The organism is Stenotrophomonas sp. KH_036_B, assembly GCF_057839485.1.
In genome coordinates, this window is the sequence record NZ_CM174491.1 from 46,427 (window position 1) to 62,141 (window position 15,715).

15 protein-coding genes are annotated in these 15,715 nt (G+C 67.9%); 9 read left to right on the forward strand and 6 right to left on the reverse strand.

Going from position 1 to position 15,715, the window contains the following annotated elements; translation table 11 throughout:
• Nucleotides 1–9 precede the first annotated feature (9 nt).
• The 5 genes from AC3ITN_RS00185 to AC3ITN_RS00205 all read right to left on the reverse strand — a co-directional run bounded on the left by AC3ITN_RS00185 (nucleotide 10) and on the right by AC3ITN_RS00205 (nucleotide 4,821).
• A complete protein-coding gene (locus AC3ITN_RS00185; protein ID WP_489391647.1) occupies nucleotides 10–849 on the reverse strand; it encodes a PhzF family phenazine biosynthesis protein in 840 nt (279 codons plus the stop codon).
• Nucleotides 850–884: 35 nt separating this feature from the next.
• The gene (locus tag AC3ITN_RS00190; protein ID WP_489391648.1) at nucleotides 885–1,298 is read right to left on the reverse strand and encodes a hypothetical protein; all 414 of its coding nucleotides are present in this window, start codon (nucleotides 1,296–1,298) and stop codon (nucleotides 885–887) included.
• Nucleotides 1,299–1,458: 160 nt separating this feature from the next.
• A complete protein-coding gene (locus AC3ITN_RS00195) occupies nucleotides 1,459–2,049 on the reverse strand; it encodes a cysteine dioxygenase family protein (RefSeq protein WP_489391649.1) in 591 nt (196 codons plus the stop codon).
• Nucleotides 2,050–2,224: 175 nt separating this feature from the next.
• Nucleotides 2,225–3,847 carry a carboxylesterase/lipase family protein gene (locus AC3ITN_RS00200; protein ID WP_489391650.1) on the reverse strand — a complete coding sequence of 541 codons (1,623 nt, stop codon included), beginning with the start codon at nucleotides 3,845–3,847 and terminating at the stop codon, nucleotides 2,225–2,227.
• A complete protein-coding gene (locus AC3ITN_RS00205) occupies nucleotides 3,844–4,821 on the reverse strand; it encodes an alpha/beta hydrolase (protein ID WP_489391651.1) in 978 nt (325 codons plus the stop codon). Before AC3ITN_RS00205 ends, AC3ITN_RS00200 begins: the two co-directional genes overlap by 4 nt.
• Nucleotides 4,822–4,986: 165 nt before the next feature.
• Between AC3ITN_RS00205 and AC3ITN_RS00210 the strand changes: the two genes are divergently transcribed.
• From AC3ITN_RS00210 to AC3ITN_RS00250, 9 genes are all read left to right on the forward strand, one after another.
• Entirely contained in the window at nucleotides 4,987–5,808 is an 822-nt protein-coding gene (locus AC3ITN_RS00210) for a 2-keto-4-pentenoate hydratase (RefSeq protein WP_313345158.1), read from the forward strand.
• 38 nt (nucleotides 5,809–5,846) lie between these two features.
• On the forward strand, nucleotides 5,847–6,851 hold the full coding sequence (locus AC3ITN_RS00215) for a TRAP transporter substrate-binding protein (RefSeq protein WP_489391652.1): 1,005 nt from the start codon (nucleotides 5,847–5,849) through the stop codon (nucleotides 6,849–6,851).
• 12 nt (nucleotides 6,852–6,863) lie between these two features.
• The gene (locus AC3ITN_RS00220) at nucleotides 6,864–7,397 is read left to right on the forward strand and encodes a TRAP transporter small permease (protein WP_313345163.1); all 534 of its coding nucleotides are present in this window, start codon (nucleotides 6,864–6,866) and stop codon (nucleotides 7,395–7,397) included.
• Nucleotides 7,398–7,400: 3 nt separating this feature from the next.
• Nucleotides 7,401–8,684, forward strand: coding sequence for a TRAP transporter large permease (locus tag AC3ITN_RS00225; protein ID WP_313345166.1), 1,284 nt, complete (start codon nucleotides 7,401–7,403; stop codon nucleotides 8,682–8,684).
• 82 nt (nucleotides 8,685–8,766) lie between these two features.
• A complete protein-coding gene (locus AC3ITN_RS00230; protein ID WP_489391653.1) occupies nucleotides 8,767–10,350 on the forward strand; it encodes a family 43 glycosylhydrolase in 1,584 nt (527 codons plus the stop codon).
• A 40-nt stretch (nucleotides 10,351–10,390) separates the two neighbouring features.
• A complete protein-coding gene (locus tag AC3ITN_RS00235; RefSeq protein ID WP_313345168.1) occupies nucleotides 10,391–11,449 on the forward strand; it encodes a LacI family DNA-binding transcriptional regulator in 1,059 nt (352 codons plus the stop codon).
• 284 nt (nucleotides 11,450–11,733) lie between these two features.
• The gene (kduI, locus tag AC3ITN_RS00240) at nucleotides 11,734–12,582 is read left to right on the forward strand and encodes a 5-dehydro-4-deoxy-D-glucuronate isomerase (RefSeq protein WP_313345171.1); all 849 of its coding nucleotides are present in this window, start codon (nucleotides 11,734–11,736) and stop codon (nucleotides 12,580–12,582) included.
• A gap of 66 nt (nucleotides 12,583–12,648) precedes the next feature.
• Complete coding sequence (gene kduD, locus AC3ITN_RS00245; protein ID WP_313345174.1) at nucleotides 12,649–13,404, forward strand: 2-dehydro-3-deoxy-D-gluconate 5-dehydrogenase KduD; 756 nt, start codon at nucleotides 12,649–12,651, stop codon at nucleotides 13,402–13,404.
• A gap of 139 nt (nucleotides 13,405–13,543) precedes the next feature.
• The gene (locus AC3ITN_RS00250; protein WP_489391654.1) at nucleotides 13,544–14,650 is read left to right on the forward strand and encodes a GDSL-type esterase/lipase family protein; all 1,107 of its coding nucleotides are present in this window, start codon (nucleotides 13,544–13,546) and stop codon (nucleotides 14,648–14,650) included.
• A 117-nt stretch (nucleotides 14,651–14,767) separates the two neighbouring features.
• Here the strand turns inward: AC3ITN_RS00250 and phhA are convergent, their stop codons facing one another.
• Nucleotides 14,768–15,664, reverse strand: a complete 897-nt coding sequence (gene phhA, locus AC3ITN_RS00255) for a phenylalanine 4-monooxygenase (protein WP_313345180.1) — start codon at nucleotides 15,662–15,664, stop codon at nucleotides 14,768–14,770.
• Between the last annotated feature and the right edge of the window lie 51 nt (nucleotides 15,665–15,715).

Below are 15,715 nucleotides of genomic sequence, written 5' to 3' on the forward strand. Positions count from 1 at the left end.
GCTGCACGCCTACAGCGTCACCGAACCCTGGATACACGTCACACACGCCCCACCGATCCACAGCGCATCGCCCACCCGCTCCACCTGCAGCCGCCCCGCACGCCCCAGCACGGTGCCCTGGCTGATCACATACCGATCCGGTGCCTGCCCCTCGTCCAGCAGCCAACGCGCGATGCCGGCGTTGAGGCTGCCGGTGGCCGGGTCTTCCGGCGCGCCGTCACCGGCGATGAAGGCACGTGATTCGAACTGTGCGGCATCGCCATCGCCCTGCAGCCATGGCCCGAACACGCCCACCTTCAGCCCCTCCAGCGCCGCGTAATCCGGCTGCAGCGCCAGCACCGCAGCGCGGTCGCGCAGGCGCAGCGCCAGCCAGCCGGTGCCGTTGTCCACCCAGCGCGCATCGAGCACCGCCGCCGCGTCCAGCCCCAGACCAAGGCGCACCCGCTCGCGCAATGCCGGCTCCAGTGCGTCGCCGCGCAGCAGCGGCGGCGCCAGAAAGGCCAGCCCTGCCCCGGTGCGGCGGATGCGCACCAGGCCGATGCCGCACTGCTGCACGATCTCCTCGCCCTGCGGCACGCCACCGTGCGCCAGCCAGGCATGGCAGCTGCCCAGCGTGGGGTGACCGGCGAACGGCAGCTCTTCCATCGTGGTGAAGATATGCACCCGGTAGTCCGCGCGTGGATCGGTCGGTGGCAGCACGAACGTGGTTTCGCTCAGGTTGGTCCAGCGCGCGAACGCGGCCATGCGCGCCTCGCCCAGTCCGATGGCATCGAGTACCACCGCCAGTGGGTTGCCGAGCAGCGGGTCGGCGCTGAACACGTTGACCTGGTGGAAGGGGTGGGTAGACACGGAATCTCCTGCGGGGGGCGCATGCTGCATGCCCATCATCGCGTGCGGTGCGTAATGGGTCGAGCATCCAGGCCCGGTGCCTCGCGAAGAAACTCGACCGACCACACGGCATCGCCGCCGTGGTCGAACAGCACCAGCGAGAAGTCCGCGCTGCCATACACCTGCGTCGGCAGGGCATCGGCGGGAATGCTGAGGCGCCAGGACGGCAGCGAGACTTTCGCCATCGCGCCGGCGGCGGGAACCGCCCAGAACACACCGCCGGCATTGCCGATGGTCACTTGAACGCGGTCGGTGTCGTCCTTGACCACGAAGTACGCGATGCCTTCCTCCTGCAGTTCGACGACGCGCCAACCGGCCTGGTGGTCCGGCGGCGCCTCCTGCGACGGCGGGCGCACGCGGTCGTCGGCCGTGGGATCGCATTCAACGCCGGAACGATCGTCGCTGTCCAATGTTCAGAATCCGCATGTGGGGGCCTCGACGCAACGCCATGGCGAACAGGGCGCAAGCCTATCGGGGCCGATAGCGCCACGCATTGAACAAACTCCTAGATTTGACCTGGACCTCACCGGGGCAGCCATGCGCGCCCTCGCAGTTACGATGCCCGCGCGGTCAGGCTGCGTCGGTTTCCATCTCTTTGACGCGGCGTTCGTACCAGCCGTTGCCGTCCGGTTCGAAAATCGCGCTGCGGGTCATCTCGCCTTGGTAGACATGCACCGAAATCGCCAGCGCATCGTCGCGGGTGTTGCGGATGGTGTGGTACTCATGGGGCGGAATCAGGCTGCCGGCACTGCCACAGTCGCCGATGATCGACGGCTCGGCCTGGAAGCGGAAGCGTTCGCCGTCGCGTTCCAGCAGCCGGTACTGGGTGATCTCCAGCTGCCCCAGCCACACGCCTTCCACACACCACAGGCCGCTGTGGTCGTGCAGCGGCGTGCCCTGCCCCGGGCCCCAGCTCATGGCCACGATGCTGTAGCCATGGACGGGGCTGCGGTACAGCTCGCGGCGCGCGTAGTGGTCGCTGATCGGGCGGTGCACGCAGGCCGGCAGCTGGATGCGGCTGTCGGCGATGGCTTCGCGCAGCGCGCTGCGCAGGGTTACGGCGATCTGATGGGCATCGTCGTGCTGGACCGCATGATCGACCGCGGCGATCAGTCGATCACGGCCATGGAACGGCGGAAATGGATTGCATTGGTCTTGCATTCCCGCAGTTTAGGCCATCCCGGTGAACAACATGTTTGATCTGAATCACGTCCGTTCGCCGCATGATGGCCGAAATAGCGATCAAATCACGTTTATCCGTTGGCGCTGCCTATCGTGGCGATCCTCCGGGGTGTCGAACGCGGCCGGGCTCCCGAAGGACACGCATGGCGTGTCGCTACAGGGTTCCGCGCTGCACGAACGGGGCCTGACGGTACAGCCGGCGCTCGCCGCCGCGTGGGTCGTCGGCCTGCTGCGGCGTGGTATCGAACAGCAGCGTCTGCCGCCGTGCCAGGGAGTACGTGTCCCAGCGCGGCAGGCCGGCGTGGTTGGGGTCGCCGTGGCGCGCGAAGGCGATCAGGGCGTCGCTCATCAGGTCGGCCAGATGCTGCGCCTCCGGCCCGTTGCCGGTGCGCGAACCGTGCGCGCGCACGGTGTCGAACACCAGCGGGATATCCAGCGTGTGGAACGCGCCCAGCCGGCCGCCCTCCACCGGCGAGCCCCAGTCCAGCTGGTAGGCCCAGGTCGGCGCGCCCTGGCGCGCGCGCGCCTCCAGTTCTTCAACTGCGCCGCGCCAGGATCGCCCGGCGGTGGTGGCGGCGAAGAACACGTCCGACGGGGTGTAGTGCGGATACAGGCGGCGGTATTCGGCGATCACCACCGACGGCAGCAGATCGACGTACTGCTCCTTCTCCAACCGTGCGGGCAGTGTGTCCCAGGTCAGCGTGAAGTTGGCCGGGTCGTTGCCCAGGAACGCGCGCGTTTCATCGTGGGTGTTGCCGATCACCATCGGCACCTGCGCGGACTGTGCCGGTGCCTCCGGCCAGAACGGGTGCACCGGCAGCGCACCGCCGTCCAGCACGGGACCGAAATACAGGCTGGTGCTCTCCACCCGCGACGGATCGCGGGCGCGCGTGGCGGCCAGCAGTGCCTGCGCCGGCAGGGCCAGCAGTGCCTCCACGTCAGCCGCGCCCACCGTCTCCATGGCAATGCGCGCGCGCTGGGTGGCCGCGCGCGGACCGGCCGCGGTCACCTGCTGGCCGCTCATCGTCCACGCCCGCTGGAACAGCCCGCGCGCGGCCGGCATCGCCATCAGCGTGGCGATCTTCGCACCGCCGCCGGACTGGCCGAACACCGTGATGTTGTCCGCATCGCCGCCGAACTCCTGGGCGTGCTCACGCACCCACTGCAGGGCCTGGATCAGATCCAGCTGGCCGACATTGCCCGAATCGGCGAAGCGCGCATCGCCCAGCTGCGCCAGGTACAGGTAACCGAACACGTTGAGCCGGTGATTGACGGTCACCACCACCACGTCGCCACGCCTGCACAACGCACTGCCGTCGTACTGCGGGTCGCTGCCGGACCCGTTGTTGTAGGCACCCCCGTGGATGTAGAACAGAATCGGTCGGCGCACGCCGTCGCGCAGCGCCGGTGTCCACACGTTGAGGTACAGGCAGTCCTCGCTGCCCGGGCCGTCGCTGCCCCCCTGCGGCGCGGAGGGGCCATGGGCGAGCGCATCGCGCACACCGCGCCAGGGCAGTTCCGGCTGCGGCGGCTGGAAGCGCCGCGTGGCGGTGTCCGCGCCGTAGGCCAGCCCGAGGAAGCGATGTACGCCCTGTTCGCAACGGCCGCGCAGCCGTCCGCCGCGCACCCGTGCAAGCGAATCCGTCGGCGCAGGACCGTTCGAGGCACTGGCCAGTGCAGGCAGCAGCGGCAGCGAGCCGGCAGCCAGCATCAGGGCATAGCGCGCGCTGTCGCGCAGGAAGCGGCGGCGCTGCAGATCGGCGGGGGTGGCCGTCATGGTGCGTCTCCCCGGGGCTGTGCCTGCATCCAGCGCAGCGCCAGCGTGGGCCATTGGGCGGCGGTGAGGCCGGGTGGAATGCGCACGCCGAAGCCATGCCCGCCGTGCGGAAACAGGTGCATTTCGGTGGGCACGCCGGCTGCCGTCAACGCTTGGTAGTACAGCAGGCTGTTGTGCACCGACACCACGGTGTCGTCCTGCGCGTGCACCAGGAAGGTGGGCGGCGTAGCGGGCGTGACCTGCAGCTGCAGGGAGAACTGCCGCACCAGTGCCGCTCCCGGATGCGCGCCCAGCAGGCGCTCGCGCGAACCGCTGTGCGCATGCGCGCCCATGTCGATCACCGGGTAGAGCAGCAGGGCGAAGTCCGGCCGTGCGCTGACCGCATCGATTGCATCCCCGATGCCGGGCAGCGCGGTGGCAAAGCCGCTGCTCAGCCGCGCGGCAACGTGGCCACCGGCCGAGAAGCCCATCACCCCGATCCGCTGCGGATCCAGCTTCCACTGTGTGGCACCGGCGCGAATCACCCGCAGGGCGCGCTGTGCATCGGCCAGGGCGGCCTGGCGGTCGTCGCGACCGGCGGGCAGGCGGTAACGCAGCACGAACAGCGTCACCCCGCCCTGCTCGACGAAGGCAGGTACGAGGGCGGTGCCCTCCTTGTCCAGCACGATGCGCTGGTAGCCGCCGCCGGGAACCACCAGCAGTGCGCTGCCATTGGGCCGGGCCGGGCGGTAGACCACCAGGTAGGGCGCGCTGACGGTGTCGATGTAGCGGTCTGGCAGCGCGCCGACGTCGCTGCGCTCGATCACGTTGGGCGTACCGGGGTTCGCCGGCTCCCCGGGGACGCGGCCGGCGGGCCAGAGGTCGATCCGCGAAGGGGCACCGACGGCGGGTTCGGTCTGCGGGACCGCCTGCTCGGCGGCATGGGCGACGTTCAGGGCAGGGGCGGCCAGCAGGCAGGCCGCCAACAAGGGCATCAACACAGCACAACGCATCCGCGGGGTCCTCGAAGGTGGAAACAGAGGCGTGCCGGGCCTGGGCAGGTTCTGATGCGCTGCACATTGCCAATGACACCGGTTTACCATATACAGCTCATCCAAGCGCTGTCGATGGGCAGTGCAACAAATCAACGGGAGACCCGCTTGAGCAACGATCAGGGCAAACAGGACCTGCCAGAACAGGGGTTGGGCGACATCGCCCACGCGTTCGTCTCGGCCCGCCAGCAGGGTCGGTCACTGCCAGATTTCCCGGGAACCATCCCGGATGACCTGGTCACCGCCTACCAGGTGCAGGACCAGGCCATCGCGCTGTGGGACGACCAGGTGGTGGGCTGGAAGGTCGGTTTCATCGCCGCCGAGCGCCGCGACGGGTCCGGGGACGACCGCCTGCTGGGCCCGATCTTCTCGCGTCAGCTCTGGAATGCTACCGGTGGAACACAGGACATTCCGGTCTTCGTCGGCGGCTTCGGCGCGGTCGAGGCCGAGTACGTGATCCAGCTGCAGCAGGACGCCCCGGCCGACAAGCTGCACTGGACCCCGGAAGAGGCTGAAGCCCTGCCCGCCAAGCTGTTCATCGGCGTGGAAGTGGCCAGCAGCCCGCTGGCGACGATCAACAAGCTGGGCCCGCGCGTAGTGGTGTCCGACTTCGGCAACAACAACGGCCTGGTGCTTGGCCCGGAGATCCCGGACTGGACCACGCTGGACGATGCCGAGCTGCGCGCCGAGACCCGCATCGAAGGTGAGGTGGTCGGTACCGGTGGTGCGACCCTGCTGCCGGGCGGCCTGCGTACTGCATTCGCCTTCGCCCTGGGCCGGTCGGCACAGCGCGGACGCCCGCTGAAGGCCGGCGACCTGATCGCCAGTGGCAATGCCACCGGTATTCATGACATCGCCGTAGGCCAACAGGCACTGATCCGATTCGCCGGTTACGGCGACATTACCTGCAAGGCCATTGCCGCCGGGTAACCCGTGCGGACATGGCGAGTACGCTTGGGAGGGCGCAGATGATTACTCGCAGAAGTTTCCTTGCCACCAGTCTGGGCGCGCTCAGCGTGCCCGTGCTGTCGGGCTGTTCACGCGCAGGAAGCGACGTACCCGGCGGTGCGCGGCTGCTGACCGCCACCGATGTGCATGTGGCCGACTACCCCACCGTGACCGCGGTGAAGTGGATCGGCCAGCAGCTGGAAGCAAAGACCGGCGGCCGGCTCCGGCTGCGCCAGTACCACTCCGGCCAGCTGGGTCGCGAGTCAGAAGCGATCGACATGGCCCGCTTCGGCGTCATCGACATCACCCGAGTCTATTCCGGTGCACTCAACAACGCGTTTCCGCTGACCCAGGCGCTGTGCCTGCCGTACGTGTTCGAGTCGGTGGCACACATGCGCCGCGCACTCGACGGCGGCGTGGCCGACGCGGTGCTGCGTGGCTTCGAAAGCCGCGACCTGGTGGGCCTGGCCATCTACGATTCGGGCGCGCGCTGTTTCTACAACACCAAGCACCCCATCGTGGCGCCCAAGGACCTGCACGGCCTGAAGCTGCGCGTGGCGTCGTCGGACATCTTCATCCAGTTGATGCGCCTGCTGGGCGCCAACCCGACGCCGATGTCGCTGGGCGACACCTTCTCGGGCATGGAAACGCACATGATCGACGGCGCGGAAAACAACATGCGCAGCTTCCATTCCAGCCGCCATTTCGAGGCCGCGCGCTACTGGTCGCAGAGCGACCACTCCTACGCGCCGGACGTGCTGCTGATGTCGCGCCGCAGCTTCGAGTCGCTCAGCCCCGAAGATCGCCAGCTGCTGCTGCAGACCGCACGCGAATCGGTGGCGGTGATGCGCCAGCAGTGGGACGCCTCGGAAAGCACCGCCCGCCAGGCGGTGGCCGACTTCGGCATCCAGTTCAACGAGGTCGACATGCCGGCCTTCCGCAAGGCCGCCGACCCGCTGCTGCAGCGTTACCTGCAGCAGCCGCAACTGGCTGCCCTTACCCGTCGCATCCGCGACTTCGCCTGAGGCCACGACGCGATGTCCGACACGACTCCTGAAAACACCGTAGACCTGCGCACGGCACCACAGCGCGCGCTGGACCGGATTGCCGACATTGCCATCCACATCGCCGTTCTTGCCCTGCTCGGGCTGGTGGTGGTGCAGGGCTGGCAGGTGTTCGCCCGCTACGTCATCAACGATTCGCCCAGCTGGACAGAGCCGGTGACGCTGCTGCTGCTGGCCACCGCCATGAGCCTGGGCGCGGCCACCGGCGTGCATACCCGCCGCCACTTCGGCTTCTTCCTGCTCGCCGCGCACATGGGGCCGAACCTGCGCCGTGCGGTGGATGTGTTCGCCGCGCTGGTCGTGGCCGTGCTTGGCGTGGTCATCGCCTGGTGGGCGGCCGTGCTGCTGCTGGATGGGCTGGACATCAAGACCGCCGGCGCCAACCTGCCGCAGAGCATCAACTACCTGCCGCTGTCCATCGGCGGTGCGTTGATGGCGCTGTTCGCGTTGAACCAGATGGTGCAGGCCGCGCAACCGGCGGTTGTTGAAGCAGAGGGAGACCGCTGAGCCATGGGTATTACGATTCTTTTCACTGTCTTTGCAGTGCTGCTGCTGCTCGGCGTGCCGGTGGCCTACGCCCTCGCCGCCGCCGCCCTGGCCACGCTCTGGTATCTGGACCTGCCCACCCTGGTGCTGGTCCAGCAGATCTCGGCCGGCACCGGTTCGGCCTCGTTGATCGCCATTCCATTGTTCATCTTCGCCGGTGAAATCATGATGCGCGGCGGCATCTCCGAACGCCTGATCTCGCTGGCCTCGTCGCTGGTGGGGCGCATGCGCGGCGGCCTGGGCCAGGTGTCGATCCTGTCCTCGCTGTTCTTCGGCGGCGTGTCCGGTTCGGCGATCGCCGACGTGTCGGCGGTCGGCGGCACGATGATTCCGCAGATGGTCAAGCGCGGCTACGACCGCGATTTCGCAGTCAACGTGAGCATCACCGCCGCACTGGTTGCGTTGCTGGTGCCGCCCTCGCACAACCTCATCCTGTTCTCGGCCGCCGCCGGTGGCGGGCTGTCCATCGCCGACCTGTTCGCGGCGGGCATCGTGCCGGCGCTGCTGATGACCGTGGCGCTGATGGTCACCGGCTACGTGGTGGCGCGGCGTCGCGGCTACGGCGTGGAAGTGTTCCCGGGCTGGCGCGCGGTGCTGATGCGCATGGTGTCCGCCCTGCCCGGCCTGGGCCTGGTGGCGTTGATCTTCGTCGGTATCCGTGCGGGCATCTTCACTGCGGTGGAGAGCGCGGCCATCGCCGTGGTGTACGCGTTGCTGGTCACGACGGTGCTGTACCGCCAGCTCAACTGGCGCGAGTTCCTGGCCACGGTGACGCATGCGGCACGCAGCACCGGCGTGATCCTGTTCGTGATCGCCACCGCCGCGGTGTTCGGCTGGCTGCTGGCCTTCCTGCAGGTGCCGACGGCGGCAGTGGACTTCCTGCAGTCGTTCGCGCACAGCCAGTTCATGGTGCTGCTGATGATCGTGATCATGCTGTTGCTGCTGGGCACCTTCATGGACCTGGCGCCGATGATCCTGATCTGCACGCCGATCTTCCTGCCGGTGGCCAAGGCCTACGGCATCGACCCGATCCACTTCGGGCTGGTGCTGGTGCTGACCGGCGGCCTGGGTCTGGTGACCCCGCCGGTGGGCTCGGTGCTGTTCATCGGCACGGCGATCGGCAAGATCAGCGTGGGTGAGAGCATGCGCTCGATCTGGCCGTTCTGGTTCGCGGCGCTGGGTGTGCTGATCATCGTGACCTTCTTCCCGCAGCTGTCGCTGTGGCTGCCGGCGCTGCTGCGCGCCTGACCGCGCGGCGGCCCCGTGCCGCCATCGCTGACGTGGACCCGCCGGCATGGGCGGGTCCTGCACCGAACAAGGGAGACACCGTATGCGAAAGAAGACCCTGCTGGCCGGGCTGGCCACCGCTGGCCTGTTGCTTGCCGGCACGCTGCACGCCGCCGATGCGCCCGCCACCGCCTGGAAGCGCGGCATCGAAAACCAGCGCCAGGCCGACCTGGGCAACGGCACCTTCCTCAACCCGGTGTTCGCCGGTGATCGGCCGGACCCGTCCGTGCTCAAGGACGGCGACGACTACTACCTCACTCTGTCCTCGTTCGATGCCTACCCGGGCCTGCCGATCTGGCATTCACGCGACCTGGTCAACTGGCAGCCGATGGGCCACGCGATCACGAAGAACGTCGGCGCGATCTGGGCACCGGACATCGTCAAGCACGAGGGCCGTTACTACATCTACTTCCCGGCGCGCACCGGCGAGACCCGCAGCAACTTCGTGGTCTGGTCCGACAGCATCCGTGGGCCGTGGAGCGAGCCGATCGACATCGGCCTGGGCGGCTACATCGACCCGGGCCACGCGGTGGGCGAAGACGGCAAGCGCTACCTGTTCCTCAGTGGTGGGGCCTATGTGCAGCTGGCCGACGACGGCCTGAGCGTGGTGGGCAAGCCCAAGCACGTGTACGACGGCTGGAAGTACCCCGAAAGCTGGGACGTGGAGGCGTACGCGCAGGAAGGCCCGAAGATCAATTTCCACAACGGCTGGTACTACATGACCACGGCCGTGGGCGGTACCGCCGGGCCGCCGACCGGGCACATGGTGATCACCGCGCGCTCGCGCTCGATCCATGGGCCGTGGGTGAACGCGCCGAACAACCCGATCACGCGCACGAAATCCGCCGCCGAGCCGTGGTGGTCGCGCGGCCACGCCACCGTGGTGGAAGGCACCGATGGGCGTTGGTGGATGATCTACCACGGCTATGAAAACGGCTATTGGACGCTGGGCCGCCAGGCGCTGCTGGAGCCGATCGAGTGGACCGACGACGGTTGGTTCGTCGCCAAGGGCGGCGACCTGGGGCAGCCGCTGGCCAAACCGTCCGGTGACTCGGTGGGCCCGCACGGCATGGCGCTGTCGGACGATTTCGCGGGGCCGACGCTGGGCGCGCAGTGGTCATTCTTCAATCCGACCCAGGATGAATACCGCCGCCTGGACTTCAGCGGTGAGGGTCTGCTGCTGCAGGGCAAGGGCCAGGCCCCGCGCGACAGTTCGCCGCTGACGGCCATTGCCGGTGACCAGGCGTACCAGTTCGAGGTCGAAATGGACATCGAGCCCGGCGCGGTCGGCGGCGCCCTGCTGTTCTACAGCGACAAGCTGTACGTGGGCGTGGGCAGCAATGGCGAGAAGTTCATCATGCACCGCTACGGCGAGGAGCGCCCCACCCAGCTGGCGCCCAGTGCCAAGGGCGGCAGGCTGTGGCTGCGGGTGACCAATAACCGGCACATCGTCACCATCCACACCAGTACCGACGGCAAAACCTGGCAGAAGTACCCGGTTCAGATGGAAGTCTCCGGCTACCATCACAATGTGGCCGGGAAGTTCCTCGCCCTGAAGCCGGCCCTGTACGCCGCCGGCGACGGCAAGGTGCGCTTCCGCCAGTTCCGCTACCGCGCCCTCGATTGAGCGGCCGGTAGACTCCTTCGACCTATTTCGGTTTGAACACATGTCACTGCGCACCAAGACCGACCCTGCACCGCACGGGTTGACCAAGGGCAAGGCCGCCACGATCAATGACATCGCGCGGCTGTCGGGCGTATCCAAGAAAACGGTGTCGCGGATCATCAACAACTCGCCACTGGTGCGCAAGGACACCCGCGACAAGGTCGAGGCGCTGATGCGCGAGGTGGGCTATACACCCGACCCGCTCGCGCGCGGACTGGCGTTCCGGCGCTCGTTCCTGATCGGCATGGTGTACGACAACCCCACCGCGCAGTACATCGTGGACATGCAGTACGGCGCGCTGGACGCGCTGCGCGGCTCCAGCTTCGAACTGGTGGTGCACCCCTGTGATTCGCGCAGCCCCGGCTACATCGAGGGCGTGCGCCGTTTCGTGCAGCAGCAGAAGCTGCACGGGGTGATCCTGGTGCCGCGTGCATCGGAAGACCAGGCGCTGGTGGACATGCTGGACGAGATCGGCTGCCGCTTCACCCGCATCGCCTCGCTGCCGCTGGATGACACCTCGCAGATGGTGGTCACCCACGACCGCGACGGTGCGGCCGAAGCCGCCGACTACCTGCTGTCGCTGGGCCATCGCGACATCGCGCTGGTCACCGGCCCCAGCGCCTACCGTTCCGCGCACGAGCGCACCGCCGGCTTCATCGACGCCCTCGCCCAGCGCGGCATCGAGCTGCCGCCGGCGCGCATCGTGGAGGCCGGGTACACCTTCGAATCCGGCGTGGCCGCCGCCGAGAAGCTGCTGCTGGGCAAGCAGCGCCCGACCGCCATCTTCACCGGCAACGACGAAATGGCCGCCGGCATCTACAAGGTCGCCCTGCGCGCGGGCATCAACATCCCGCGCCAGCTGTCGATCATCGGCTACGACGACAGCCCGCTGGCCTCGCGCCTGTGGCCGTCGCTCACCTCGGTGCGCCGCCACACCCGCGACACCGGGCGCACGGCGGCAGCGATGCTGATCCAGCCCGATGGCCAGGCCGCGCTGCAGATCGCCAGTGTGCGCCCGCACCTGATCGTGCGCGATTCCTGCCAACCGCCGGAGGACTGACGCCGAAGGCGGCAGTCCTGTAGGTCGCGCCCGCAGGCCGCGACTCCTCTCTCGGGGTTAATCCTGTAGGTCGCGCCCGCAGGCCGCGACTCCTCGCTCGGGGTCAGTCCGGTAGGTCGCGCCCGCAGGCCGCGACGCCTTCGCCCCGAAACCCGACGCCACGTCGTGCCGGGCCCGCCCGCACCACGGTGCACTGCAAAATGACACCGGTTTCCCACTTGGCTAGAATGAGGGGGAATCGCGCCGGGGCCGCCCCGTCGGCCCACCCCTGCTCTGGAGACGCCATGTACTGCAAGACTCATTACGCCACCCATCCCGACGCCATCAAGGGCGCCAGCAATGACGACCTGCGCGAGCTGTACCTGCTCGACGGCCTGTTCAATGCCGACGCGGTGACCCTGAAGTACACCCACTACGAGCGCTTCGTGCTCGGTGGTGCGGCCCCGGTCACCGGTCCGGTGGCGCTGCCGAAGCAGACCGAGCCGGCCTCGGCCGCCGGCCATGCGTTCCTGGAGCGTCGCGAGCTGGGCGTGATCAATGTCGGCGCCGGCAGCGGCACCGTCACCGTCGATGGCACCGTGTACACGCTCGGTCCGAAGGACGGCCTGTACGTGGCCATGGGCAGCACCGATGTGGTGTTCGCTTCCGATGACGCCGCCACCCCGGCGCAGTTCTACCTGGCCTCGACCCCGGCGCATGCGCGCTTCGAGACCAAGGCGCTGTCGATCAAGGATGCCGTGGCCCTGGAGCGCGGCGCGCTGGAAACCAGCAACGAGCGCACCATCTACCAGTACATCGTGCCGGCCACCTGCCAGTCCTCGCAGCTGCTGCTGGGCCTGACCGTGCTCAAGCCGGGCAGCGTCTGGAACACCATGCCGCCGCACCTGCACGACCGCCGCAGCGAAGTCTATTTCTACTTCGACCTGGGCCAGAACGACCGCGTGTACCACTTCATGGGCGAGCCGGACGCGCAGCGCCACATCGTGATCCAGAACAACGAAGCGGTGGTGTCCCCGCCGTGGTCGATCCACATGGGCGCCGGCACCAGCAACTACGCCTTCATCTGGGCGATGGGCGGCGAAAACCTGGATTACACCGACATGCACGTGCTGGACATCTGCCAGCTCAAGTGACCCTCACGCGCCGCCCGCCCCGGGCGGGCGGCGCCTGTTCCGCATTGGATAAGGACCGTACCCGCAATGGCTAATCCGTTCAGTCTGGAAGGCAAGATCGCCCTCGTCACCGGTGGCAACACCGGCCTGGGCCAGGGCATCGCCGTGGCATTGGCGCAGGCCGGTGCCGACGTCGCCGTGGCCGGCATCCAGCCGCCCACCGAGACGATCGCCAAGATCACCTCGCTGGGCCGTCGCTGCCTGGCGATCGAAGCGAACCTGATCAGCATCGAGCCGGTCGAGCGCGTCGTGCGTGAAACCGTGGAAGGCCTCGGTGGCCTGGACATCCTGGTCAACAACGCCGGCCTGATCCGTCGCGCCGACGCGGTGGACTTCAGCGAGCAGGACTGGGATGACGTCATGAACGTCAACATCAAGTCCGCGTTCTTCATCTCGCAGGCCGCCGGCCGCCACTTCATCGCACAGGGCCGCGGCAAGATCATCAACATCGCATCGATGCTGTCCTTCCAGGGCGGTATCCGCGTGCCGTCGTACACCGCGAGCAAGAGCGGCATCGCCGGCATCACCCGCCTGCTGGCCAACGAATGGGCAGGCAAGGGCATCAACGTCAACGCGATCGCCCCGGGCTACATGGCCACCGACAACACCGCCGCGCTGCGCGCCGATGAGGACCGCAACAAGTCCATCCTCGACCGCATTCCGGCCGGCCGTTGGGGCACGCCGGAAGACCTGGCCGGTACGGCGGTGTTCCTGGCGTCCAGCGCGTCGGACTACGTCAACGGCTCGGTCATTCCGGTGGATGGTGGTTGGCTGGCGAGATGACGTGCGGGTATCGACCAACGGTCGATACCTACCGTCCGATGGGAGTGCGGTAGGTACCGACCGGTGGTCGGTACGTGCCGGGAAATGTCCAAACGGTAGCGCCGGCCGTTGGCCGGCCGCCTTCTGCAGGAGCCCGAACATGCACCGCGTCTTGCTCCCGTTTCTGCTGTTGTTTGCGGCCGGCACCGCGCATGCCGCACCGCACCGCGTCTTCATCGCGGGGGACTCCACCGCCGCCGAATACGGCCCGGAACGCGCACCGCAGGCCGGCTGGGGCCAGGCATTGCAGAGCTACCTCGACCCGGCCGTGTGGGAGGTGCGCAACCACGCCAAGGGCGGACGCAGCGCGCGCAGTTTCATCGAGGAAAAGCGCCTCGACGCCATCGCCGCCGAGATACGTCCGGGTGATGTGCTGCTGATCCAGTTCGGCCACAACGACGCCAAGTTCGAAGACCCCACGCGCTACAACGATCCGGCCACGGCCTACCCGCAGTACCTGATGCGCTATGTGCAGCTGGCCCGCGACAAGCGCGCCACGCCGGTATTGATCACGCCGGTGGCGCGGCTGCTGTACGACTTCGGGTCGCTGCTGGACACGCATGGGCTGTATACCCAGACGGTGAAGCAGCTGGCCGGACGCGAACAGGTGGCGCTGATCGATCTCAACGCCAGCTCCACCCGCTGGATCCGCGCGCTGGGCGAGCAGGGCGCCAAGCCCTATTTCCTGTTCGTGCCCGAACAGAACAAGGCCGACGGCACCCACTTCAGCGTGGCCGGTGCCACCGCCGTGGCCTGTCTGGTGGTGCGCGACTGGGTGGCGCTGACGCCCGAACTGAAACCGGCGTTGAAGCGCGACATCGACTGCGACGTGAGCCAGCCCGCAGGGCAGGGCAGCGACCCGGCCAAACCCTCGCGCGTGGTCCACGAACGCGATATCGCCATCCCCCAGCCCGGGCCCCACGGCGGCGCGGGCCCGACCACGGCGTACCCGTTCTTCGCCGACGACAAGGACCTGCCGTTCGTGCTGCGCAAGCGCGTGCTGCACAAGGGCGCGGGCATCGGCCTGCACCCGCAGCACAAGGACGAGATCTACTACATCGTCAGCGGGCGGGGCAGCTACGTGCTGGATGGGAAGCAGTACGACGTAGCCGCCGGCGATGCGCTGCTGACCCGGGTAGGCAGCCTGCATGCGCTGCAGCAGGTGGGGGAGCAGGATCTGGTGGTGCTGCTGGCGTACCCGCGGTGAAGGCGCAGCCGGGCAGGGCCCGGCTCTACTGACGCTAACCTTCAAAAGCGTCTGAGGCTTTTGAAGGTTAGGTGCCTAAACTTCAAAAGGCCCGGTGAATTGCGTCAGCGAACGACGTCAAACGTCGCCGCCGTCCGCCCAGCCTTCTCCGGTGCCCTTCTGGAACACGCGGTCGCCGTCCTGCACGTCACCGGCGGGGAGGTGGTCCTTCGCTTCCAGCGCGGCGTAGATCGGGGTGAAGTCCGGCGCGGTCGATTCCATCAACTGCTCGTAGCTGTCGATGACGAAGTAGGTCTTCTGGAAGGTGTCGATGCGGTAGCGGGTACGCATGATCCGCTCCAGGTCGAAGCCGATCCGGTTGGGTGCCGCCGATTCCAGCGAGTACAGCGATTCGCCCTTGGACGAGACGATGCCCGCGCCGTAGATGCGCAGCCCTTCCGGCGTGTTGATCAGGCCGAACTCCACCGTGTACCAGTACAGGCGGGTGAGGTGCTGCAGCGCCTCCGGGCCAATCGCATGCGCCTTGACGCCACCGCGGCCGTACGCGGCCATGTAGTCGGCGAACACCGGGTTCATCAGCAGCGGTACGTGCCCGAACAGGTCGTGGAACATGTCCGGCTCGGCGATGTAGTCGATCTGGTCGGGGCGGCGGATCCACCAGGTCACTGGGAAGCGGCGGTTGGCCAGGTGGTCGAAGAAGTCCAGCTCCGGCAGCAGCCCTTCCACGCCCACGAGGGTCCAGCCGGTGGCCGCGCCCAGTACTTCGTTGAGCTGGTCGAAGCGCGGAATCATGTGCGCGCTCATGCCCATCTCGTCCTGCGCCTGCAGGAACTCCCTGCTGGCCCGACCTTCCAGCAGCTCGCGCTGGCGCTGGTACAGCGTGCTCCAGGTGGCGTGGTCGTCGGCGGTGTAGCTGGCCCAGGGTTGTTCCACCACGGCGGTGGTATACACCGGCACGTAGCCCTTGTCGGTCTGCTGGTGTTCGACGCGGCGGGGGGCGGTGGCGGTATCCATCGAGGCGGGCTCCTGGGAAGTCATCCCTTGATGCTAGGGCAGGGCGCGCGC

What these genes read in the sequence shown, in the direction of transcription:
- AC3ITN_RS00220 (WP_313345163.1), top strand. Translation starts at nt 6,864, where the DNA reads ATGTCCGACACGACTCCTGAAAACACCGTAGACCTGCGCACGGCACCA.
- AC3ITN_RS00200 (WP_489391650.1), bottom strand. Translation starts at nt 3,847, where the DNA reads ATGACGGCCACCCCCGCCGATCTGCAGCGCCGCCGCTTCCTGCGCGAC.
- AC3ITN_RS00225 (WP_313345166.1), top strand. Translation starts at nt 7,401, where the DNA reads ATGGGTATTACGATTCTTTTCACTGTCTTTGCAGTGCTGCTGCTGCTC.
- AC3ITN_RS00250 (WP_489391654.1), top strand. Translation starts at nt 13,544, where the DNA reads ATGCACCGCGTCTTGCTCCCGTTTCTGCTGTTGTTTGCGGCCGGCACC.
- AC3ITN_RS00215 (WP_489391652.1), top strand. Translation starts at nt 5,847, where the DNA reads ATGATTACTCGCAGAAGTTTCCTTGCCACCAGTCTGGGCGCGCTCAGC.
- kduI (WP_313345171.1), top strand. Translation starts at nt 11,734, where the DNA reads ATGTACTGCAAGACTCATTACGCCACCCATCCCGACGCCATCAAGGGC.
- AC3ITN_RS00235 (WP_313345168.1), top strand. Translation starts at nt 10,391, where the DNA reads ATGTCACTGCGCACCAAGACCGACCCTGCACCGCACGGGTTGACCAAG.
- AC3ITN_RS00230 (WP_489391653.1), top strand. Translation starts at nt 8,767, where the DNA reads ATGCGAAAGAAGACCCTGCTGGCCGGGCTGGCCACCGCTGGCCTGTTG.
- kduD (WP_313345174.1), top strand. Translation starts at nt 12,649, where the DNA reads ATGGCTAATCCGTTCAGTCTGGAAGGCAAGATCGCCCTCGTCACCGGT.
- AC3ITN_RS00205 (WP_489391651.1), bottom strand. Translation starts at nt 4,821, where the DNA reads ATGCCCTTGTTGGCGGCCTGCCTGCTGGCCGCCCCTGCCCTGAACGTC.
- phhA (WP_313345180.1), bottom strand. Translation starts at nt 15,664, where the DNA reads ATGGATACCGCCACCGCCCCCCGCCGCGTCGAACACCAGCAGACCGAC.
- AC3ITN_RS00195 (WP_489391649.1), bottom strand. Translation starts at nt 2,049, where the DNA reads ATGCAAGACCAATGCAATCCATTTCCGCCGTTCCATGGCCGTGATCGA.